This is a genomic window from Aldersonia sp. NBC_00410, assembly GCF_026342035.1.
Taxonomy (GTDB): domain Bacteria; phylum Actinomycetota; class Actinomycetes; order Mycobacteriales; family Mycobacteriaceae; genus Aldersonia.
The window spans coordinates 88,969-111,348 of sequence record NZ_JAPENM010000013.1; the positions used below are offsets into that span (position 1 = coordinate 88,969).

The window sequence follows — 22,380 nt, forward strand, 5'->3', positions numbered from 1 at the left end:
CCCTTGGCTACGAAGCGTTTTCAGCGTCCCCCGCAGCCCGCGCCGGCGCCGGCGCAGCGGATGCAACAGGTTGTGGTGGAGCCGCCGGTCGAGTTGCCGCGGGCGGTGCCCACACCGACGTGGCGGATCTTGATGCCGGTGATCGTGATGGTCGGTATGGGCGGCATGGTGCTGTACATGGTCCGCTCGGGCGGCGGGTTCAATCCGATGATGATGCTCTTCCCACTGATGATGATCGGCGGGATGGCGCCGATGTTCGCGGGCAGCATGGGCGGTGGCGGTAAACGAACCTCGGAGCTCAACGAGGACCGTAAAGACTTCCTGCAGGGCCTTTCCCGGTCCCGGGCTGTCATCCACGACAACGGCCGCTCCCAGTTCGAGGCGGCGGTGTATCACAACCCGGCGCCGGACATGCTGGTCACGTTGATCGGGACACCGCGCATGTGGGAGCGGATATCGGGCGGGCGGGCCGGTGGGGCGTGGGGGCAGGCGCGGATCGCGCGGGGCCGCACGGCGCTGGACGCGGCTCCGGCGGCGCCGGAGTCGGCGCCGGTGTCGGGCGGCAACGTCGATCCGTTGACGGCGGTGGTGGTAGCGCGGTTCGTCAAGACGCATTCCACGGTGGCGGGTATGCCGATCCGGGCGTCGTTCACCGATCAGCCGGCGCTCGGGTTCCGGGCTGTCGGTGAGGGGCTCGAGGATCGGGTGCGTGGTGTGGTGCGGGCACTGCTGTGCCACATCGCGGTGCTGCACGGTCCGGATCATGTGCTGATCGCGGCGGTCGTCGACGACGACCATGCGGCCGTGTGGGAGTGGTGCAAGTGGCTGCCCCACACTCAGCATCCCGATGCGGTCGACGGTGCCGGGAGCGCGCGGCTGGTGTACCGGTCGGTGGCGCAACTACGGGAAGGCCTGGCCGCGGAGTTGGCGGACCGGGCGGTGTTCTCCACCACCGGTGAGCAGCGCGCAGACCAGCGTCAGATCGTCATCGTGTGTGACAGTGCCGCCGAGGACGACGATCATGCGCTGGCCGGGGTTGCTGGTGTGACGTGGCTGCAGCTCGACCCGGGCGAGGACGCGCTGTCGGCGCGGCGAGGGATCATGTATCTACTCGATCCGGATGGGGCGCTGGCGCAGCAGGATCCGCGGCCGGCGTCGGTCCCGGAGCGCGTCGGTGAGGCCGACTACCTCTCGCTGGATGCGGCGCTGGTGATCGCGCGGCGGATGTCGGCGTTCCGGCTCACCGACACCGGTACGGCGCTGGCATCGCTGGTCGACGAGGAGCGCCACGACTGGGCCTCGCTGATGGGGATCGAAGATCCGGGGCATCTGGATGTCGCGGCGCTGTGGGCTCCGCGCCCGGCGCGTGAACGGCTGCGGATCGTGCTGGGACACGAGGTCGCAACCGGGCACCCGTTCTCCCTCGACATCAAGGACGGCTCGCAGACTCAGGGGGCGGTCGGGCCGCACGGCATGTGCATCGGGTCGACGGGGTCCGGGAAATCGGAGTGGCTGCGCACGACGATCCTGTCCCTGGCGGTACAACATCACCCCAACGTGGTGAATCTTCTGCTGGTCGACTTCAAGGGTGGTTCGGCGTTCCTGGGGCTCGAAGGGCTCCCGCACGTGACCGCGATCGTGACCGACATGGTGGAGGAGTCCGATCTGGTCACGCGGATGAAGGACGTCCTGGAGGGCGAACTGGAGCGCCGGCAGCGGGTTCTGCGTGATGCCGGCGGATTCAAGGACGTCGTGGACTACGAGAAGGCCCGGGCGCGGGGCGCGGACCTGGAACCGATGCCGGCACTGTTGGTGGTCATCGACGAGTTCATCGAGATGCTCAAGCAGCATCCCGATTTCGCGGAGACGTTCGTGCGGTTGGGCCGGTTGGGGCGGTCGCTGGCGGTCCACTTCCTGATGGCCTCGCAAACGTTCGAGCAGGGTCCGATGCGGGGGCTTCAGACGCACATGTCGTACCGGATCGCGCTGCGCCAGAACACACCTGATGATTCCAAGCAGGTGATCGGCGATCCGCAGGCCTACTATATTCCGCTCAACGAGCCCGGGCACGGGTTCCTGCGCGCAGGATCCTCGGAGCTGGAGGAATTTCAATCCGCATATGTGTCCGGCGATTACGTGCCGGCCCCGCAGCTGGGCTCGCATTCGACGGTGGCGGAGCGGGCACGGATCGCGGGGTACGAGCCGGCGAGGTTGTTCACCGCCGACGCGGTGCAGATCGACGTGGCAGCCGAGTTCGCGGATCCCGCTGAGCTCATCGCGGTGGAGGAGACGGTTGCCGGTGAGGAGCCGGAGGTCCGTACGTTGCTGCAGACGGTGGTCGCCCAGCTCGCGGACAAGGCGCCCCGGGCGCGGGCGATGTGGCTGCCGGAGTTGCGGATCCCGCCGACTCTGGATTCGTTCGTGCCGCGGTCTCCGGTCGGTGAGGCGGTGGCGTCGTTGCGTTTCCCGGTGGCGCTGCTCGACCGGCCGCGGGACCAGCGCCAGGATCCGTGGGCGTTCACCGCGACCGGAGCCCATGGCCACATCGCGATCGTCGGTGCCTCCCAGAGCGGGAAGAGCACGCTTCTGCAGACGCTGCTGCTGTCGGCGGCGATGACCCACACTCCCGAACAGGTCCAGTTCTATGTGCTCGATTTCGGTGGTGGCCGGCTCAAGGCAGTCGAGTCGCTGCCGCATGTCGGGTCGGTGGCGTTGCGTGGTCAGCTCACCCGGATCCGGCGCACTATCGCGACGGTCAAGCAGCTGCTCGAACGGCGGGAGCGGGTGTTCGCCGCGCTCGGGGTCGCCGACATGGCCGAGGTTCGTGCCCGCGTCGGCGCTGATCCCGGTTTCGCCGCCCAGTTCGGAGCCGAAGACGGGTACGGCGACGTCTTCTTCGTCATCGACGGCTGGGATTGGGGTGTCGCGGAAAACAACCCGCTCTACGAGATCAAGACCGAGTTCGAGAGCATCGCGACGGCCGGGTTGGCTCTCGGGGTGCATCTGATCATCGCCGCCTCGTCGTGGTCGTCGATCCGGCCCGGGCTGCAGGGTCAGTTGCAGTCGCGTCTCGAACTTCGTCTCGGTGACCCCAAGGAATCGGTGATCGACCGCGCCGTGGCCGCGATGGTGCCCGTCGCGCGCGCGGGACGCGGGATCGGGCCCGAGGCACTGCATCTGATGACCGTGCTTCCCCGGCTCGACGGTGATCGGGATCCGGTGAGCGTGTCGGCGGCCACCGCCGCGGCGGTGCGGGTCGTCGCCGGTCACTACGAGGACCGCCACGCGCCGCCGGTCCGGTTGCTGCCCGACGTGATCGCGCCGGACGATGTTTTCGCTCTCTGGCAGGCGCCGGGTGATGGCGCGAGTGCGATCGAACGACTGCGGTCGATCCCGTTCGGGGTCCGTGAATCCGACCTCGGTGCGGCGACAATCGATTTCACGGAATCGCCACACCTGCTGATCACCGGCAACCGCGCGTCGGGGCGCTCCACCACGGTGCGCTCGATCATCAGAGGCATCAAGGAGTCGTTCCCCGATCCGCGGCTCGCCCGGTTCATGGTCGTCGATTTCCGGCGCCAGCACCTCGACACCATCGGCGGCGAGGAATGGATGATCCAGCCCGCCTACACCGCGCCGAGTGACCGTATCCGCCTGGAAATGGATGACCTCGCCCGGTCAATCAAGATGCCGCAGATGCGGGGAATACCCGACGGGCTCTCGCAGACCGACATGCAGGAGCGGGCATGGTGGACGGGACCGGAATTGTTCATCATCGTCGATGACTACGACCTGCTCGCCGGGCGAGGCAACAACACCGACAATCCACTGCTTCCGTGGCTTTCATTGCTGCCCTACGGATTCGACTACGGCGTTCATCTCATCGTCGCACGCAACATCAAGGACATCGCGATCGCCATGCACAGCGATCCGATCCTGCGCGCGTTCGAGGCGAACATGACCAGCGTGGTGATGCTCGACGGCCCGGCCAGCGAAGGCAAGCTGTTCGATCTGCAGAAGCCGCGCATGCACCCGGCAGGCGAGGCGGACTACCTGCAGCCGCTGCGCGGTAACACCGACCTCATCCGGATCGCAAAAAAATGAGGCGCCGTGACCAGCGTAAACACCGAGCGATTTTCTCCCACTAGTCCCACGATTGGGATACGATCCGTCCAGGCTGGATACGTATCCCTCAGACCGGAGGTCGAACATGTTTCTGGAAGTAGAGCCCACCGCTCTCACCAGCGCATCCCTGGGCGTCGCGGGCCTGGTGCAGCAGGTGACGGACGCGATCACCGCGACCGCTGTCACCGTGTCGGCGCTACCGCCGGCCGGTGTCGATGACGCCTCGATCGTGGCGTCGAGCGTTTTCGGTGCGCACGGCGCGGATTTCGTCGGCGTCGGCGCGCAGTCCCAGGCGATGCTGGGCCGCGCCGGGGTCGAGCTCGATGTCATCGCCGCCGAGTACGCCGCGGCGGATGCGGCGAACACCGCGCTGCTCGCGTAAAGAGACGATCCTGTGGAGTGGTTGGCATTGCCCCCGGAGGTGAATACGGCGCGTCTGATCGCCGGGGCCGGGCCCATTCCGCTGCACAGTGCCGCGACGGCGTACACAGCGCTGTCGGGGCAGTTGACGGGTGCCGCTGCGGGGATGACCACTCTCATGACGCAAATGGCGACAATGTGGGTCGGTCCGACGTCGGCGATCGCGCTGGCCGCGATGAGCACGTACGTGTCGTGGATGCAGACCACCGCCGTTCAGCTCGCGGCCGCAGCAGCGCGGTCGGAAGCCCAGGCCGCGGCGTACACGGCCGCGGTGGCTGCGATGCCGCCGCTGCCGGTGATCGAGGCGAATCAGGCGGCAGGGGTGACGTTGGCGGCGACCAATGTCGTGGGCCAGAACACTGCGGCCCTCGCCGCGAACGAGGCGGCCTACGTGGCGATGTGGGTGCAGGCTGCGGCGGTGATGTCGGTCTATGCGGCTTCGACCGCGGCGAACGCCGTGTTCGACCCGTTCCTGCCGGCGCCACCGATCGTGGGTGTCGGTATCGGGTCCCCCGGCGCCTCGAAGGTGGCGATGGATGCGGCGCTGACCCCGCTCAAGGACGCCGAGCTCGAGGCGGCCGGGGCGCGGGCCGGGATCGAGGCCGACATCCTCGAGTTCACGCGCCCGGACAGTGTCGCGATGGAGCAGGGTATCCGCGAGGACGGGCGCGCCAAGAGTGACGAGAGCACGGCGTCGACGTCGGCGCAGGCGCGTGCCCAGGCACTGCTCGCGCAGGCGCAGATGGCCGCGGCGCAAGCAGGGCCGCAGCTGCAGCAGGCCGCCGGTGGTGCGCAGCAGGTCGCTGGTGTGGCCGGGCAAGTCGGCAGCGGTGTGCAGTCGGTGGTGTCACCGGCCGCGAGCGGCGCGTCGCAGATGGGCCAGTTCTTGATGCGGCGCCTCGACGGCGCCCCCGGGGTGGGGGCGCTGGCCAATGCCGGACTCGCTGGGGCCGCACCGTTCTCGGTGGCCGGTGCCGCGCTCGCTAAGGGGTCGGGATTGGCGTCGGCGTCGATCGGCTACGCGTCGTCGATGTCGGGGATGTCGGGCGCGGTCGCGGGATTCCGGATGCCGTCGGGGTGGGAGTCGACACTGTCGGCGGCCGGGATCACGGCGCCACCAGCGTCGTTGGCCGACGCCGCCCGATCGGCCGGTGCCGCGGCGGAGGCCTCGGCCGCGGGCCGACCGATGAGCGGCCCGATGTACGGCGGGGCCTCGGGCCCGGTCACTGACGGTCCGGCACGGCGGCGTGCCGTTGTCGAGGGTGCGCGGATCATGGCGATCCCGGTCGTCGAGCAGGGCCCGGCCGCCGCGGACGGCGAGCGTAGTCCCGAGAGAGACGGCGTGAACGCGGCCGCACGTAGCGGATGAGATGCAAAAGCTTGTGCCCCTTGGCCGTTCGGGGCACACCATCGCGGGTTCGTGGTGGACACCGGAGGACGGTCGGGAAAATCAGGAAGTTCCATCCCTTCGGCACAGGAGAACCCCGATGACCAACTCGCATTTGCAGGCGGACGGTGCAGTCCATGCCGGTGCCTCCGGCGAATTCTCAACGCAGTACGACTTCGCGAAGACTCAGCTGGCGAAGGTGACCGCGATCAACGACGCGTTGTATGCGTCGTTGCAGGGCGATGCGCGCAAAGCGTTCGAGGGCGCGCACGCCCGGTGGCAGGTCGCCGGCGGGAACGCCAACCGTCTGCTCGACGACATCGCCCAGAACGTCGGGATCTCCGGCGTGACCTACACGAACACCGACGCCGACCTGGGGCAGCGTTTCAACAGCACCGGCGCGAACATCGTCTGAACACCCCGTCCCGACTCGTTATCACTCTCCGGAAGGATCTACCGAAATGCTGTACAACTATGGAGGAATCGCCTCGGCGTCAGCCGATTTGGGTGTGTCACACAAAGCTCTCAACACCAACTTCGAGGACATGCAGGGCACGGTCGTGAAGCTGAAGTCGTCGTGGGACAGCACGGGCGCCCTGTCGTGGCAGGATGCGCAGACGCGGCTGGGTTCGACGATCACCGAGGTCAACGCGGCACTGCTCGACATGTCGGTCAAGCTGGGTGAGGCCGGGATCGAGATGGCGAAGATCGACGCGCTCATCGCGACCCGTTTCGTCTGAGGCAGCGGGTGGTCGCTGCGGGACCGGTTGCGCCGCTGATGCATTCGGCCGCGACCGGCGTGTCCGGTCTCGGTGCGAGCGTGACGCGGTGCCCCCGGTCTCGCGACCGGAAGTGGGCGGTTCGATGATCGCGGTCAGTATCGAGCTCGGGGTCGATGCGTTGCTGCTCGCCGGCAGGCAGACCGACGTCGCGTTGTGGCCCGAGGTGCTGGCGTTGTTTCCGACCGTGTTCTATCCCGAGGAGCAGGCGCAGGTCGATGCCGCGCTCACCCGGTCTCTCGTCGACGCCGGGATTCTCGGCGCGGCGGGCCGGTTCGGGGCCGAGGTGCTGGCGTGGGTGTCGGCGCTGGGGCATCCCGATGTCGAAGCGGCGGCGCGGGTGCGCAGCGGCGCGACGATGCTCCGTGTCTGCGTGGTTCGTGCCGGTGATCTGCATGTGATGGCGACCCGGCTCGGTGACCGTGTGGTGGTGCAGCCGCTGTTCAGCAGTGGGCTGGGTGTGCACGAGATCGTCACTGCCGCTTTGTGGGCGGCGCTGGGTGAGCACGCACCGATCCGGTTCGAGCCGTTCACCGCGCTCACGGACGCGCTCACGCAGCTGGCCGGGCATTATCGGCCCGAGGAGATGGCGGGTCCGTTGCGCGGGCTGGGTGCGGACGTGGCGACGGCCCGGTTGATCACCGATCTCGCTGTTGCGCCGCGCACCAGTGAGATCACGATGGTGTCGCATTCGACCACCGTGCGGCGGCCGTTGGGTGCGGGTATCGGGGTGTTCGATACCGAAGGTGGGCGGGTTGTTTCGCGTGTGCGACGCGGTTCCGACGGGCGCATGTGGTCGACGTTCGCGCCGGGCTCGTTGGCCGAGTTCCGTCACGGGGTGTCGGATCTGTGTGCGCTGCTTCCCGATCGCGACTGGTTCGGGACGCGCACGAAGATCAATGTTCACTAGTTCCCGTGGTGGGACTATTTTTTGGCTACGCTTCGTGCAGGCCGCCCCACCCCCGCGGGCTGGGCGCGCGCCGAGCAACGTCGTCGACCCCGGACCGGAGGAACCATCGTGGCCGCATCGACCGTCGACAGTGTGAGCGCACCTTCACGGGTGCGGGTGGCGATCCTGGTGGGGCACAAACAGATCGATGTCGATCTCGCCGACCAGGTCGCTCTCGAGATCGTGATGGAGGATCTGCTCACCACCCTGGCCGAGGCCGACGCGGAGATCGTCATCGACCGCAGCCGCCCGCTGTCGCTGGCGCGGATCGGGCAGTCCCCGGTCCCCCGGCACCGGACTCTCGCGCATTCAGGTGTCCTGGACGGGTCGTTGCTGGAGCTGCGGCCTGCAGGTGACGGAGAGCATTTCCGGCCGCTGGTGGAGGAGATCTCCGCCGCGGTCGCCCAGATCAACGAACGCGATTTCCCCGAGTTCGAGCCGTCCACCGCGCGGGCGGCGTCGCTGGTCGCGGTGGTGGCCGGAGCGGTGACGTGCGCGGGCCTGCTGATCAGGTCGTGGCAGAGCTCGACTGCGGTACCGGGTTTGGTGTGCGCGGGTGTCGCGTTGCTCCTCGGTGTCGTGGCCGCAGGCACCGCGGGTGCGGCACGCGCATGGTGGCATTCGACGCGGGCGGGGTACGCGGGCAGTATCGCGGCGCTGGTCCTGCTCGGCACCGGCGGTGGGCTGCTGGTGCCGGCACCCGAGGACGCCGCAGGACATTTCACGGCCGCCAACGTCGTCGCGGCGGCCGCGGTCGCGGGTTTGACCAGTGCGCTGCTGCTGCGGGCCCTGGGCGGGCTGGGGGTGATGCTGCACGCGACCGTCATCACAGCCGCGGTCGCGGCCGGGATCGACGGGCTGTTCGTGGGGTTCGTCGGGTCCAGCGTGAAAGCCGTTGCGGCCGCGACGGTGATCGTCGCGGTGATCGTGCTCGTCAACGCACCGAAGGTGACGGTGATCGCGACGCGGATCCGGCCGCCGAACCTACCCGCGCCCGGTGAGGATCTCGACCCGGAAGCGTTGGAAGGCGCGTTCGGCGTCGACGATGTCGACCCGACCAGTGTGCTGGAGCGGCGGGCGCGGGCGGCGAACAAGGCGTTGACCGGGTTGCTGGTCGGCACCACGACGGTGCTGGTGGTCGCGACGGTGGTGACGGTCGCACCGCACACCTACCATTTGCCGGTCGAGCTCGTGGTCGCGGCGCTCGTGGTCGGGACGCTGTTTCTGCGGGCCCGCTCCTACACCGACCGGGTGCAGGCGCTGGTGATGTACGGCGCCGCGTTCGCGACGGTCGCGGGTGCAGGGGCGCGGATCGTGAACGGTTACAGCGAGATCGGGCCTCAGCTTGTCGCGGTGGCGGTGATGGCGGCGGTCACGGTGGCCGCGGCGGCCGCGGCTCGGCTGCCGGGGGCGAAGTTGTCACCTGTGACGCGGCGCAGCATCGAGCTCACCGAGCAGCTGCTCGTCGTCGTGTTGATCCCGCTCGCGGCATGGGTGATGGGCGTCTACTCGGTGATCCGGAACATCTGATGCGCCCGGGTCGCGCTGCGGCGGTGGTCGTGGTGTGCGCTGTAGCCGGTGTGGTCGCCGCCGGTGGGGCGGGTGCGCAGACACCCGGGGCGCCCGGTATCGACCGGTCACGGATCCCGGCCGATGTCCTGCCCGGTCCCGAAGGTGCTGCGCGGCAGACGAAGATGTGCGCGAGCGCGGGCGTCCTGGCCGGCAGCGACCTGACCCAGCCCCCGCCGCCGGAGGTGGCGCTGCGTCTGGACGAGGCGCATCGACTCTCGACCGGAGCGGGTGTGCTGGTCGCGGTGATCGACACCGGGGTCCGGCCGCAGCCGCGGTTACCGAACCTGACCGGTGGCGGTGACTACGTCGTCGGCGGCGGGGACGGGCTGTCGGACTGCGACGCGCACGGCACCCTGATCGCCGGCATCATCGGCGCCGCCGCCTCACCCGGCGACGGGTTCGTCGGGGTCGCGCCGCACGCGCGAATCGTGTCCATCCGCCAGTCCTCGGACGCGTTCTCCGCCGACCTGCCAGCGGGCACCAACCCGAACGACCCGAATGCCTCGCGGACCGCGGGGGATCTGCGGTCGCTCGCGAAGGCCGTGGTGCACGCCGCGAACCTGGGCGCGCGGGTGATCAACATTTCGGTGGTGTCGTGCCTGGCGCCCGGGAGCGGGGTCGATCAGGCCGGTCTCGGCGCGGCCTTGTGGTACGCCGCCGCGGTGCGCGACGCGGTCATCGTGTCCGCGGCCGGGAATACCTCGAGTGGTGGTTCCGGGCAGGCCGATGCGCACTGCGAGCAGAATCCGCCCGACAATCCCGGTGATCAGCACGATCCGCGGGGATGGGGGCAGGCCACGACGCTGGTGTCGCCGGCGATGTTCACCCCGTACGTGCTGTCGGCCGGGTTCACCTCCCCCACCGGGACGGCGTCGGAATACTCGCTGCGCGGCCCGTGGGTCGGTATCGCCGCGCCGGGGACAGCGATCGTGTCGCTGTCGCCCAGCGGTGGCGACGGCGCGATCAACGGCGTACAGGGACAGCAGGGCGGCGACGTCCCGGTCGCGGGGTCCAGTTATGCCGCGGCTTACGTGTCGGGCACCGCGGCGCTGCTGCGGGCGAAGTTCCCGCAGCTGAGCGCGGCCCAGATCATGGACCGGCTCACCCGGTCGGCGCACAGTCCCGCGCGCGGGGTCGACAACACGGTCGGATCCGGGTTGCTCGACCCGGTCGCGGCGTTGACCGCCGACATCCCGGTCGACGGTTCGGCGGGCGGGCGCTACGGGCACAGCGACCTCGTGATGCCGGCGGCCGCGGCGGAACCGGATCGGTTGCCGCGGGTTGCGGCCGGTGTCACCGCGCTCGGCGCAACCATCGTCGCTCTGCTCGCCCTGGCGGCCTTCCCTGTCCTTCGTCGCAGAAAAGAAAGCCGGTGACCGACATGAGCACAGACGTGGGTGCCGCGTTGCCGCGGCACGCGGGCACGCTCACGGCGCTGGCGGTCGGGACGAGTCTGCTCGTGACCGCGGCGACCGCGACGCGCGCGTGGTGGGCGCCGCTGCTGGTGCTGGTCGCGATGCTCGGCGCCGGGGTGCTGACGATCGACGGTGCACCGCTGATCCGGCGCGCGCTGCATCCTGTCGCACTGCTGGCCCGCCGGCGGGCGCTGGCGGCGCCGGCGGCGGTGGTCGATGTCGAGGTGGCCGGCGCAGTGACCGGGGTGCGGTGGGGCGAGGACGGGCTGGTGTCGATGATCTCGGTCGGGTCCCGGGACCCGTTGTCGCCGACCGTGTTCGCCGGTGACGCGGGACCGGTGGACTGCGGGGCGATCGATTTGCCGACGGTGGCACGGTGGCTGCGATTCGGTGATGTCGTCGTCGGTGTCGACGCGACCTCGGCGGGGCTGGGCCGTATGCCCGGCGCCGGCAAGCTCGGCGACTACACGGAGGTGGTGGGCCACTCACCGCTGGTCGCCTCACGCGCGACCTGGCTGCTGGTAAGGCTGGATCCGGGCCAGAACCTCGACGCGATCAAGCGGCGTGGATCGGCCCCGAAAACGCTTGCCGCGGCGACCGTCCGGATCGCCGAACGGTTGCGGCAGGACGGTATCTGCGCGCAGCCGCTGCGCGCGGCGCAGCTGCGCAGCCAGGAGCGGATGCTCGCGCCGCCGGCCGCGGCGGAACAGTGGGACCACGTGCGGGCCGGGCAACTGATCATGACCAGCTACGCCGCGGATCCCACGGAACTGGCCGGTGCGCACCGGTGGTGGTCGGCCGAGGCGCACACCGCGACCGTGGTCCGGCTGCGGTCCGGACCGGGCGAGGATGTCGATGTGTCGGGGCTCGTGCGTTACACCACTCGCGACCAGTTCATGCAGGCACCGTTGCCCGGTCTCGTGGCGCTTCCGGGTGAGCAGGGCGCCGCACTGGCGGCGGGGTTGCCGACCGCGCGGTCCCGGGCGTTGACACCGGCTGGGCGCGACCTGACCGAGGCCGGGCTCGACGTGGTGCCGATCGGCCCGACCGGTCAGCTCATCGGGCGCACCGCGGACGGCAACGGTGCGCTCACGCTGCCCCTGTTCCGGCCCATCGGCGGCGCCAGGAAGGTGATCGACGTGTCCTCGGGTGAGCAGCTCGCAGACCAGCTCGTGCTGCGCGCGATCACCGCGGGCGCGCGGGTCGAGCTGCACACCGAGCACCCGGCGCGGTGGCGGCGTCTGCTGGCGCACGGCGACGGCCGGATGTGGCTGGCGGGGCAGCACAAGGGTGGCGCGGCAGCGCACATCGTGGTCCTCGACCGGGTCGAGCAATCAGAGATGGTCGACGACCGGACACCGACGCTGCTCGCGTTGCGGCGCCCCGGGGATCCGGTGCCGGATCTGCAGCCCGACGCCAGGATCGCCCAGCCCGATCCTCGGCGGCCGCAGTTCGTGCTCACCATCGGACCCCGGCGTTTCGAACTCGTCGTGGCCACCACCACCGCCGAGGCCGCGTTCCGCGCCGCCGGGTCCGCGGAGGGCACCGCCCGCCCGGTACGTCACCAGCCGCAGGTAAACACTGGGGCCGGGCGCGGGACCGTGGCCGCCGCGGGGCCCCCGCGTGACGCGCGGCCCGCGGCGGTGGGGCAACGCGACGCGGCAGGGCGGGCGCATCATCCGCCGGTGTGGCGCGACCCGGCACCGGGCGGCTGGTCCCCGCCACCGAAGATGCCCGACCCCGCGTCCACCTCGGCCAACGGGGCAGGGCACGCCGCACGACCGCAGCCGTCCTCGTCGTTCGAGATCGAGCAGGCTCGACAGCGATCGGCGGAACTGGTGCGGCAGGAACAGGACCAGGACACCTTGGACCGCGAGAAGGAACCCCGCGAAAGCGGTCCCGCCGGCGACCCGCCGCCCACGGTCACACGCGACACGCGACACGACGGGTGAGGACCACGCGGGTACGGGTGTTGCTGCATCGACATGTTCGTGTGTGACTATCTAGGACACGATGACGGCAATGGACGAACCCGCAGCCCAGCCTCCTGCCAATCGACCGCAAGGTGTGAACGGGTTGCCCAACGAGATATCTCTGGCATTCGCGGAGAAGCTGCGAGTGGTGCTGAACTCGTTCCTGATCGGGGAAGGCGACGCCGCTCGCCCGCTGTCGGCGTACACCCTCCACGACCTGATCAGCAGGCAGTTTCCGGATGTCGCCGTGTCCAAGACGCACATGTACCGGCTGCTGTCCGGTGACGCGATCCCGCGGCTGGATCTGATCCTCGCCGTAGCCGAGATCTGCGGCATCGAGCCCGCCTACTTCCTCGTGGACGATCTCGACATCGACGACGCCGAACGCGTGGGATCGCGCGAAGTTCCCGGCTTCGACATCCTGCTTCGCGATCTCGTCGACAGCCACGACGTGGCCACGGCCCCCGGTGAGGAACCACGCCGTCTGACCGGCTACCGCCTCTATCAGATCCTCACCGAGCGCTACCCCGACGTCGCGGTGTCGAAATCGCATCTGTACCGGTTGCTGAGCGGGGAAACTCCCCCGGCGCGGCGGCCGTCGGCCACCATTCCGCGACTGGATCTGATTTTCGCGTTCGCGAACATTTTCGATGTCTCGCCGGCCTACTTCGTCGATGACAGGGTCGGCGTCAAGCGCAGCGTTTCCCGGCTCCGCCGTCCACCCGTACCGAGTTGACCGACCCGCACGGGACTGGCCCGCACGGGACTGGCCCCAGCGGTCTGCCCGCATGGCCTGTAATAGTGTCCAGCGCCCACAAATTGGGGTGACCGCAGGCCTGACGAGTCGGGCCAACCGCGGGAGAACCCCGGCTCTGGACCCCTACAACGGTCAGTGAAGAAGCAGCGTTGACTCCGGGTGAGTTTCTCGACGATTCGGGCCTGTCCACTCTGTTGCCGACGCGGGCGGCCTGAATCCTGAGCATCCTCCAGAATCCGTGCCACGAGGCCACTTCCACTGTTCCGCGCCACCGCCATCGAGTATCTCAACGCCCGCCCGAAGCTGCTGTTCGGTTCTCGAGGACCGGGTACTCGACTCCCAGCCGGGTCGGCGTGACGTCACGATCGGGAAGGGTCACTGCGGCAGTGACGTGGACGAGGCAAGCAACTGGACCAGTGCTGTGGTCGCCTTTGCGATAGAGGGTATTTGGCTGACATCAACTATGGCGAGTGCACGGACCGTTGCTGCTGCAAACTCGAGATGAGCGGCAGGATTCGTCCAATCGCCGTACTCGGGGTCCAAGGGAACGTAGTCGGCGTTCTTCAGGGTGATCTCGGGTACTTTGGGTCCGCCGATGTCGTCGCCTTGACCCGCCTCCCCCACGTCGAAACCACCACCCACTCCGTGTCGAAATGTCTTCGCCAACGCCCCTGCGATCGAGTCTCGGCCCAACATGTCCAGACCTTCTCCAGCGTCGCCGGCATCATCGGGATCGGGATGATAGCCACCCAACGGCGCATCGCGGCTTCCATCCCAGCCGAGTCCTGGGTGTTGGCCCCCGCCGGTGTCGTCACCGAAACCGCCATCATCATCACCACCGGCGGCAGCCTCGTCTCCACCATCCCCGCCGTCTCCACCATCCCCGCCGTCTCCACCATCCCCGCCGTCTCCACCATCCCCGCCGTCTCCGTCGTCCCCGTTTCCGCCATTGTCCCCGTTGCCGCCATTGCCGCCATTGTCCCCGTTGCCGCCGTTGCCGCCGTTGTCCCCGTTGCCGCCGTTGTCCCCGTTGCCGCCGTTGTCCCCGTTGCCGCCGTTGTCCCCGCTTCCCGAGTCGGGCACGAAGTGCCCGTACGGGTCGGAGTACCCGCTCGTTGTCTTGTCCGACACCATGTTTCCGTTCGCGTCGTACTCCGTCGAGTGGCGCGTGACGGTACCGTCGCCTCCCGACGTCTCGGTTGTGATGGTGACCGAGCCGTCGGCGTGAACGGTTGATTCGCTAACGCTGCCGGCCCCCGAGGCAGGGTCGTAGGCACTTGCCCCGTGAGTGGTCTCGCTCGCGCCGCTCGGACCTGTAGTGGAATGTTCCCAAGTTCCTCCCGTGGGGCCGGTGTTCGATCGTGATTCATGCGAAGCCGACCGCGACACATTGCCTTTCGCATCGAATGAGGACACAGTTGTGTCCTTCGACGTGGACGTGACCCCACCGGGCGTGGTTGTTTTGGTGCTGCGCTCATGAGTTATCAGGCGTTCGCCGGAGTCTTGGACGATCACCGTTGTGTCGGATCTCGTTTCCGTCGATCCGTCCTTGGTGGTGACGGTCTGGCGAGAACCAGCGGCGTGCGGACCGGCGTAAATCGGTGTCCAACTACCCGAGCCTTCCTGCTTGCCGGTGTAGCTCATTGTTCGGTACGACCCGGACCCCCCACTCGCGAACTCGACACGCCCAGTGGTGATCCATCTGGCACCGACCCCGGGCGCAGCCCCGGATTCGTTTGCAACATGGCGGAGCTCGGCGTCGGCGGTCCACCACAGATCGCCGCCGCGAGAGCGGCGTGCTCGACGCAACTGAACCGGTGTCCCTGTGTCATCCCCGTTGCCCACCGCGACGGTCGACAGCGATCCGGTATGCGTGAACCGCTCGATCAGCGACTCCCAAGAGCCGTCGTTTGCGACCACCAAAGCGCCTTTGCGGCGCAGCGGTCCGGTGCAGCTTGTGCAAACTGCTGTTGCGTCACGGTTTTCGACCAATACTGCGCGAAAACCACTCTCGCCGAGGCTATTCCGCTCAAACCGCGCGAACAGACGACGATCACCGCGCCACGCGACAACTGTGCAGTGGTTGTCGCCCACGACTACTGCCCCCTGCACACCCCTGCGGCCGGTGAACCGAACTGCAACCGTTTCCGGTGGCGAGGGCGTGTTCTCCCGCTTAGGTTCTGATTCAACCGAGTGCTTGCGATCAGCGACAGACACCGTATCCTCCCGGCCGTACGACGGTTACACGATCCCACCATGTATTGCTTGCAACATCCCAACTCCGCAGTAGTAGCCCCAGTCACGGCCGAGGTCGTCCACCCGCCTACCACCCGATTCCCAGGTGCCCGAGGCCGGAGCGGGCGCGACCTGCACACCCCAACGGCCCGGATAGTCCCACCAACGGGGATTCTCCATGGTCGCCGGTGCGGGGAACCCGGTATGTTCTCTGATCGCGCCGTTCACGAACAGCCGCTCGATGATGCGGATGTCGGGGAACGATGTAGACCGACCGGTTGGCGAGCCGGTGTTCGGCAGCCCCGCCGTCGGCGCAGCACCGCCTCCTTCGGGCGAGGCCCCTCCTGCCGTTCCCGACGCGGGAGCGGGGCCGGCCGGTTCCTCGGTTCCGTCTCCCCCGGATTGCGGGCCAGTGGTCGACGCCTCTTCCGGCTCCGTGCGGGGTGCGACGTTCTTGCCGGCGTCGCGGTCGGATGCCTCGTCGCAAGCACTGACGATCCACATGATCAACAGGATGAGGATCAGCAGGACAATGATCGAGGCGACGAAAATCGCTGCACCCCAGCCGACGACTGTCGCGAGAAGAGCGGCGAGCAGCGCTGCCAGTGCCCATAGCAGGCCCATGAGGATCAGATAGGCGTCGACGCCGATCCACGAGTTCGATTCGTTGTCGTGCGCAGTGGTGTCCGGAGCGTGTGGGCCGTACTTGCTTGGGTCGTACGTCTCGCCGGTGACCGGTTCGAACAGGTTGCGGTGCGATCCTCGTGTCACGTAGATGACGGGCCGGTCTGCGATCCGTTCACAGAGGGCATACGGGCGCGAGTCGGTGTGGTAGCTGGCGTCGTCGCTGGTCCGTCCCTGGGAGATCACCACGGCGTGCGGTGTCTCGTCTATCAGCGGATTGCCTTCGATCAGTTCGCTGCCCTCTGCCGGCCTCGCATCGGCCCGGAAGAACAATGTGACTGCTTCCCACTGTCCTTCTTGACGTCGCCCGCTACCGCCGGGATCCCGCGCCGCATAGAACAGGTGGTAGGTGAACGCGACATAGCCATCGAGATCGCGCGCCCCGCCGTAATCTCGGGAAGCAGCCCGGGCGTCGCGGCGCGCCCAGGCGCCGGCCCACGCGACTTCGCAGTACATCGTCACGTTCGGTGGTTGGGCGATCCACTGCCAGGGGATCAGCTGCGGGATAACCCGTTGCCCAGGCGGCGGGGGGAGCGGTTCGGCCGCGTCTCGCGGCTGCCACTCGAGCGCGGGATTGATCGCAGCCGCGAGTTCCGAGGTCAATTGTCCCAGGTAATCGATATCGCCCGCGGCGAACGGTGACCGCTCGGATGGCCATCCTCCGACGCTCATGAACATCGATGTGCCCTTGGCAATCACTTGCGCGAGCACATTCGAGTCCAGGCCGATCGGACGGTCACCGTCCACCGGCGAACCCGCGATCGGTACCACGGAGTCGATGGCCGAGGCGGGAGACAGGCAGAATGAGGCGCCGCGCCGCGCCGGATCATCCGGACGCGCGAGCAGGAGCGCGTCGCGGTTCGGCGACTCGGGCCACACGCCGTTTGCGACAGTGGTAAGCCAGGATTCTGCGAGTAGTGGATAGAACCGTTCCTCCTCATGGAACCGCAGGATGGGATAAAACCGGAGCGCGAGCGCCTCGATGGCTTCCGCGGTGAGTTCGATCATTGCGGTGTGGCCCTTCCTCGTCTGAACGCCGGCAGCCCGCGGAGGGACATCTTGGCGCCGTTGTCGTGGCGCGGGCCCGCCTCCCAGCCGGGTGGCTGCTCGTCGGGGGGCCTGTCGACTGTCGGGTCATTGTCGCGCCCAGGGTGGTCGGCAGGCCGCTGCGGCTCTCGCGCCGGATCGCGTTGATCCACCGCCCACTCGAAACAGAATCCGCGTAGCCACACGTCCAGTCCGGTGTTGGCGAGCGCAGTCTCTATCGCTTCGGTCGAGTCGAGTCCCCCGTTCAGTGCTGCGTCGAGGAACGGCCCAATCACTGTCTGCCGCAGGGCGTTTACCATCCGATCGGTCAGCTCCGTCCGCTCGTTTGCCGGGATAGTGGAGGTGGACAACACCGCTCCCGCCGCGATCGCGTCCTGCATCGCCTGGAGGTCCTGGGAGGTGACCGCGAGGGCGAACCGTCGGGCGAGGTCGTGAGCGTGATTGCGCTCGGTCGCTCCGCCGGAGGCCATCAGCCCGAACGCTCGCGACCCGACGTCGTAGAGTTCTTCGGCCGCGTGGACGTGGGCGTCGGTATCGTGACCCTCTCGTAGGTGCGCGAACGCGTCGTCCGCCCTCGCCGTTTCAGTGCAGCAGCACAGATCCGCCGCATCGCGGATCGCCTCGGGGCGGTCTTTCCACAGTTGGAACTCGCTGATCTCGCCTGCGAACGTATACCGCGCGTCGGGATCGGGCCAATGCCCGATGGCCAACCCGTAGTGGGCGTGGACGCCGCTGACCGGGCCCGGCACATCGAAGGCCTCGGCGACAGTGACACCGTCGAGGTCGAGGCGGCAGGAACTGATCCCGTCGTGCACGAATACCGCTGTGTGCCAATAGCCCGGGGTGACAACGTAGGGATCGGATTGGATGGCCCGCCAGGTTCCGGTTCGGTCGAGAATCGAACCGGACAGTTGCCCTGCAGGGTTCTCGCCGATGCGCTCGATCATCAGCGCGAACGACAGATAGCCCTCGACGAGGTTGAATCGCTTCGGGAACATCAGCGGCTCGGGTGTCCAGCGGAAGGTGACCGACACCCGCACGGCCCGCAGCGACGAGAGCGACTCGCTTACCGGCACTCTGACGCAGTCCTCACCTCCGTCGAAGCTCGCGATTCCACCGCCCACCGATACGAGCCCTTCGGTCTCGCCGTGGTTGCCGTTCCCCGAGAGATCAAACGCCGTTGTCCCGCGATAGGTGTGGTGGCAGATCAAGCGGTCGACGATCACGGCGTGCCCCATTTGAAGATCGCCGGAAGTGTTGTGAAAACGCCTTCACCGACAGGCAGTTTGTAGCCGCCGCCGACGTTACCGAAGTACGCATCGCCCGTGCAGATCGCCTCGAGACTGTCACGCGCCCTGAGCCACCATCTGCCCGGGCCGGCCTCCCAGTCTCCGAACGGGTTGTCCGTCGTTTCGTCGGGATAGAGCGCGACCAGGCCGGCGTAGTTCTCCATCTGAATCGCTTGCCGCAGCTGCCAGACACCGGGATTCGGGTCGTCCTCGCCGTCCCACTCCTCCTCGCGGGTCGGCATCGACCACCACCGCGCCTTGACTGTCCCACTCGGGGTGTTCAGCTCGCTCAGCGTCAACGCAAGCGTGAGGCGCGTTGACGGGTCGATCGACCAACCCTGCGCCGAGGCGCGAGACTTTGGCCCAGGAGCCGGAGACAAACCGCCGAGGATACTTCCCTCACAAGGATTTTGGTCTCCGGGATCGGTCCACCGCTCCCCCGGTCCTTTTGCCGACCAGAACGTCACCTGCGTGGACGACTGACCGGTCGCCGGTTCGATCGTGACGAACGGCGCGGCGATCTCCGTCCACTTTCCGTACCGCACTGGGTGATTTTTACCGTCGGTTCGGCATACGAGCCCGTAGCCGTCTTGCTTTGCGATGCGGAGCCAGTGCAGGCGGAGCGGACCTCCCATCCGGAGCAACGCGCCTCCGGGCGACCAATTCGCCCCGACCGGACCGACGCTTGGCAGCCGCAGGGTGGCCGGCACCCGCGCGGTGCTCAACGCCACGGCGTGCGCGAGGTCCCACCACGAGACGGTTGCGGGGATCTGTTCGAACCCCACAGTCAGCAAGCCGATCCCTCGATCTTGTCCCAGATCCCAAAGGACGGGGTATGGGAAGTGAACCGCAGGATGTTTCATGGAGTCGTCCCACACGTAGCTTGGCTCCGCCCACACGACACCCGCTCCCCACGCCGAGGCCGATTCGAGGGATACACCGCCGAGCTGAATCGCGCCTGCCGCGTCGCGAATGTGCACTGTCGACAATGAGATGCGCGGGGGCACTAGGCCGGTTCGCGTCCGACACCAGGACCGGGCCCCGGACGGTGCCCGCGGATCCGGGTCGACCGGCACTCGCCTTTCACGTTCGATCGCCTCGAACCGAAAGGACTTGTTGGCGCGGGCCGCGTCGAACTCGACGATGGTGGCGACTTGGCCTTCGGGCGGGTTGGACCCGAACACGGCGGGGCTGAGCTCGAGCCGCCGAAACCCAATAAGCCGCGCCGTCGCCGCGCGCAAGCCCTGCTCGGGCTCCCAGGCGCCGTGTGTGAGCACACGAGCCTGCGGGTTCGCCCGTGCACTCAGCGGCGCGGAGGGTGGCCACGATGCCGCTATCCGACCCGACACACCCGGCTCGGGAGCGTGTGTGACGATTCGATCGGTGGTCAGGCCTGTTGCGGCCGCGGACGGTGTGCGGGCGTCGCCTTCGCCAACCGAGGCTGGAATTATCACGTCGGGGCGCGCGGTTACGACCTTACCGTCGGCGAGTCGGTCGATGCGCCCACCCACTCGCGCCGGGCCCGCGAGGTCGACGGTGATCGCATCCGGCGAGAACTCGGCGTGCAATCGATCGGTGGTGTCGTCGAGGAAGATCTGGCCCGCAGCCTTCGATCCGATGCCCAACGCGCAGCGCAGCCATAGGATCCGGGCCCACAGATCGACGATCTGTGGGCCCGCCGGCGGGTTGGTCAACACCGCAGCCAGTCGGGCTGGTAGGCCATGTCCACTCAGCCGCAGCGACAGGGGGTCCTGGACATCGGCGCGGGAAACCCACCCGATCCGCAGGTCCCGCTCGGCGGTGCCGTTCTCGTCGAATTGCGCATCGATCGCGATGCGACCTGCCGCAGAGTCGCGATCAAACCATTTCGCGGATCCGGATTCGATACGCGCAGAGACTAGTTCGGACATCGCGACGAGTGACCCTGCGGAGGCGGACAGATCCGCGGTCAGGAACGCGTCTCCCGCCGGCCATGCCACCGGTGCCGGCGGGGCGCCCAGTATTGCGCCGATGCGGCCGAATCGCTGCTCCGGGCCTGCGTCCAAAGCCAAGGCGAAGTATTCCGAGCCGAGCGACATCCAGGACAGGTCGAATCGTTGCGGGGCCTGCTCGATCCGGACATCAACGCCGTTGCCGACGGGCGTTTGGAGCGAGTCCGCGACCAGCCGCGCCCGCGCGGCTATCGACTCGGCAGTCCACCGCAGGGCAGGCGTGGCGCCGGGCTGGTAGATCAGCCGGATTCGTCGCGGAGCCGACAGATCCGCGTGAAACGTGGTGTCGCTCTTGGGGTCAACGATCCGCAGGTCCCCGAGCAGGTCGAGGGTTTGGTTTGCTTCGAACTCCACTGCTACCAGATCGGTGAGCCGCGCATACGGTGGCGCGTCGGGTCGTGCGGCGGCGTCGCCCGTATCGATGTGTTCGGTCGCGTCGCGGTCGAGTTCGGCAACCCGAACGTCGTCGCCGCGGGCACCTTGCTCCAGATCGGGAGGGAAGGTCCGGTCTGTGTCGGTGCGGTAGACGCGGACTTTCTCGATGGTGGGCGGCGGTGGGGGGAATCCGGACACACGCACTCTTCGGTTGGGGTTCGTGACTTCGACGGGGTCGGATTGCGGGCCGGGGGGTGACTCGTTGTCGGCACCGTCGACATGTGTCAGCCGGTAGCGGTATACGCCGGGACGCATCGACCCGCCGTCGAGGGCCGCGACAGTCGGCGACACGTTCGTGGGTGGATCGGGCTGGATGGGTGTGTGCAGTATTGCCCTGAGCTGCGGTACGGGCTGCATCGGATTCCCCGCCAGGCGTACCCACGTTGCGCTCGCGGGGCGCGGTGCCACGGGATCGTCCAGCCAACGCAGGTCGACGCCGCGAACGTCGCGCGAACGCTCCGAGTACTGGTTCAGCAAGGGAACGTAGCTGGTTTCGACCCCTGGGAGCCTGGTGACGTCGGCGTCGACCAACCCCCCAGCCATGTCGACAGGGATATCGACGTTCGGGTCGACGGTGAGCGAGATGGACGAGACCGCGACGCCGCCCGCCGCGACCGTCAACGAGTTCGCGAGATCCACCTGCTGGGGGTTGATCCGTGCGTCCCTGATTCCAACGGTGAGATCGATCCGAGGCAGCGATGTGCCCGGTCCAACCCGCAGTTCGAAGGCAGCGAACTGGGCGCCCTCTTCATCGAACTCGCCGCTGTCCACGGTCAAATCAGCAGAACTCACCAACACCACAATGCGGACCGTGATATCCCGTACGACACGACCGGTGGAGGGGCGGATGGTGAATGTCAACGTCAGGTTCCCCGAGGACAGGTAGTCATACAGCGTCTTGATCAGGTTGCCGTCCCCTGTCAGGAAGGCGTCCACATCCGCGGCCACGGCGCCGGCGTCGATAGCGAAATGCCAATCCTCCGTGGGAAAGCCAACCGGATTGGCGTTGGCGACAAGCGGAATTAGGAACGGTGAACGCCATGGCCCCCCGCCCCGCCGCAGCTGCCCGTAGGCCCGGTAGAAGCCCGGCATCCGTCGATACTATGCACCAAGTTGGACTCACGTAGCAGTTTCCGCGTACATCGGTCCTCGGACATTGGGGCGATTACGTTCGTGTCCGATCTTTCACGCCCATCCGGAGATCAACCGCTCGCCCATGCCTGGGCCCGAATATTCGAGTAGCGAGCTACTCGCGCGAGATGACGCCGCACTGTCCACAATGGGGCACAAAGACCATCAGTGACGCTGCAGCAACATTCCAG

The 22,380-nt window shown here is 67.9% G+C and carries 14 protein-coding genes; 10 read left to right on the plus strand and 4 right to left on the minus strand.

Going from position 1 to position 22,380, the window contains the following annotated elements; translation table 11 throughout:
* The first annotated feature begins 3 nt into the window (after nt 1–3).
* From eccCa to OG921_RS24320, 10 genes are all read left to right on the plus strand, one after another.
* Nucleotides 4–4,104: a type VII secretion protein EccCa gene (eccCa, locus tag OG921_RS24275; protein ID WP_266115141.1), complete on the plus strand. Its 4,101-nt coding sequence runs from the start codon at nt 4–6 to the stop codon at nt 4,102–4,104.
* Nucleotides 4,105–4,210: 106 nt separating this feature from the next.
* A complete protein-coding gene (locus OG921_RS24280; protein WP_266115142.1) occupies nt 4,211–4,507 on the plus strand; it encodes a PE family protein in 297 nt (98 codons plus the stop codon).
* 21 nt (nt 4,508–4,528) lie between these two features.
* Nucleotides 4,529–5,914: a PPE family protein gene (locus OG921_RS24285; RefSeq protein WP_266115143.1), complete on the plus strand. Its 1,386-nt coding sequence runs from the start codon at nt 4,529–4,531 to the stop codon at nt 5,912–5,914.
* 118 nt (nt 5,915–6,032) lie between these two features.
* Nucleotides 6,033–6,347: a WXG100 family type VII secretion target gene (locus OG921_RS24290; protein WP_266115144.1), complete on the plus strand. Its 315-nt coding sequence runs from the start codon at nt 6,033–6,035 to the stop codon at nt 6,345–6,347.
* 46 nt (nt 6,348–6,393) lie between these two features.
* On the plus strand, nt 6,394–6,672 hold the full coding sequence (locus tag OG921_RS24295) for a WXG100 family type VII secretion target (RefSeq protein ID WP_266115145.1): 279 nt from the start codon (nt 6,394–6,396) through the stop codon (nt 6,670–6,672).
* A 124-nt stretch (nt 6,673–6,796) separates the two neighbouring features.
* Nucleotides 6,797–7,621: an ESX secretion-associated protein EspG gene (locus OG921_RS24300; protein WP_266115146.1), complete on the plus strand. Its 825-nt coding sequence runs from the start codon at nt 6,797–6,799 to the stop codon at nt 7,619–7,621.
* Between the two features lie 132 nt (nt 7,622–7,753).
* Nucleotides 7,754–9,190, plus strand: coding sequence for a type VII secretion integral membrane protein EccD (gene eccD / locus OG921_RS24305; protein ID WP_266115147.1), 1,437 nt, complete (start codon nt 7,754–7,756; stop codon nt 9,188–9,190).
* Complete coding sequence (gene mycP, locus OG921_RS24310; protein ID WP_266115148.1) at nt 9,151–10,608, plus strand: type VII secretion-associated serine protease mycosin; 1,458 nt, start codon at nt 9,151–9,153, stop codon at nt 10,606–10,608. The genes eccD and mycP overlap by 40 nt, the downstream gene beginning before the upstream one ends.
* Nucleotides 10,609–10,613: 5 nt before the next feature.
* Complete coding sequence (gene eccE / locus OG921_RS24315; protein ID WP_266115149.1) at nt 10,614–12,599, plus strand: type VII secretion protein EccE; 1,986 nt, start codon at nt 10,614–10,616, stop codon at nt 12,597–12,599.
* Nucleotides 12,600–12,669: 70 nt separating this feature from the next.
* Nucleotides 12,670–13,356, plus strand: a complete 687-nt coding sequence (locus OG921_RS24320) for a hypothetical protein (protein WP_266115150.1) — start codon at nt 12,670–12,672, stop codon at nt 13,354–13,356.
* A 396-nt stretch (nt 13,357–13,752) separates the two neighbouring features.
* On the opposite strand, the gene OG921_RS24325 is transcribed toward OG921_RS24320, so the two are convergent.
* From OG921_RS24325 to OG921_RS24340, 4 genes are all read right to left on the minus strand, one after another.
* On the minus strand, nt 13,753–14,511 hold the full coding sequence (locus tag OG921_RS24325; RefSeq protein ID WP_266115151.1) for a hypothetical protein: 759 nt from the start codon (nt 14,509–14,511) through the stop codon (nt 13,753–13,755).
* A gap of 1,107 nt (nt 14,512–15,618) precedes the next feature.
* The gene (locus OG921_RS24330) at nt 15,619–17,304 is read right to left on the minus strand and encodes a hypothetical protein (protein ID WP_266115152.1); all 1,686 of its coding nucleotides are present in this window, start codon (nt 17,302–17,304) and stop codon (nt 15,619–15,621) included.
* Nucleotides 17,301–18,569 carry a LamG-like jellyroll fold domain-containing protein gene (locus tag OG921_RS24335; RefSeq protein ID WP_266115153.1) on the minus strand — a complete coding sequence of 423 codons (1,269 nt, stop codon included), beginning with the start codon at nt 18,567–18,569 and terminating at the stop codon, nt 17,301–17,303. Before OG921_RS24335 ends, OG921_RS24330 begins: the two co-directional genes overlap by 4 nt.
* A complete protein-coding gene (locus tag OG921_RS24340; RefSeq protein WP_266115154.1) occupies nt 18,566–22,150 on the minus strand; it encodes a hypothetical protein in 3,585 nt (1,194 codons plus the stop codon). The genes OG921_RS24335 and OG921_RS24340 overlap by 4 nt, the downstream gene beginning before the upstream one ends.
* Nucleotides 22,151–22,380 lie beyond the last annotated feature (230 nt).

Excerpts from the sequence above, each read along its gene's own strand:
- OG921_RS24330 (WP_266115152.1), bottom strand. The coding sequence starts at position 17,304 with ATGATCGAACTCACCGCGGAAGCCATCGAGGCGCTCGCGCTCCGGTTT.
- OG921_RS24320 (WP_266115150.1), top strand. The coding sequence starts at position 12,670 with ATGGACGAACCCGCAGCCCAGCCTCCTGCCAATCGACCGCAAGGTGTG.
- OG921_RS24300 (WP_266115146.1), top strand. The coding sequence starts at position 6,797 with ATGATCGCGGTCAGTATCGAGCTCGGGGTCGATGCGTTGCTGCTCGCC.
- eccE (WP_266115149.1), top strand. The coding sequence starts at position 10,614 with ATGAGCACAGACGTGGGTGCCGCGTTGCCGCGGCACGCGGGCACGCTC.
- OG921_RS24325 (WP_266115151.1), bottom strand. The coding sequence starts at position 14,511 with ATGGTGTCGGACAAGACAACGAGCGGGTACTCCGACCCGTACGGGCAC.
- OG921_RS24280 (WP_266115142.1), top strand. The coding sequence starts at position 4,211 with ATGTTTCTGGAAGTAGAGCCCACCGCTCTCACCAGCGCATCCCTGGGC.
- OG921_RS24340 (WP_266115154.1), bottom strand. The coding sequence starts at position 22,150 with ATGCCGGGCTTCTACCGGGCCTACGGGCAGCTGCGGCGGGGCGGGGGG.
- OG921_RS24290 (WP_266115144.1), top strand. The coding sequence starts at position 6,033 with ATGACCAACTCGCATTTGCAGGCGGACGGTGCAGTCCATGCCGGTGCC.
- mycP (WP_266115148.1), top strand. The coding sequence starts at position 9,151 with ATGGGTGATGGGCGTCTACTCGGTGATCCGGAACATCTGATGCGCCCG.
- OG921_RS24295 (WP_266115145.1), top strand. The coding sequence starts at position 6,394 with ATGCTGTACAACTATGGAGGAATCGCCTCGGCGTCAGCCGATTTGGGT.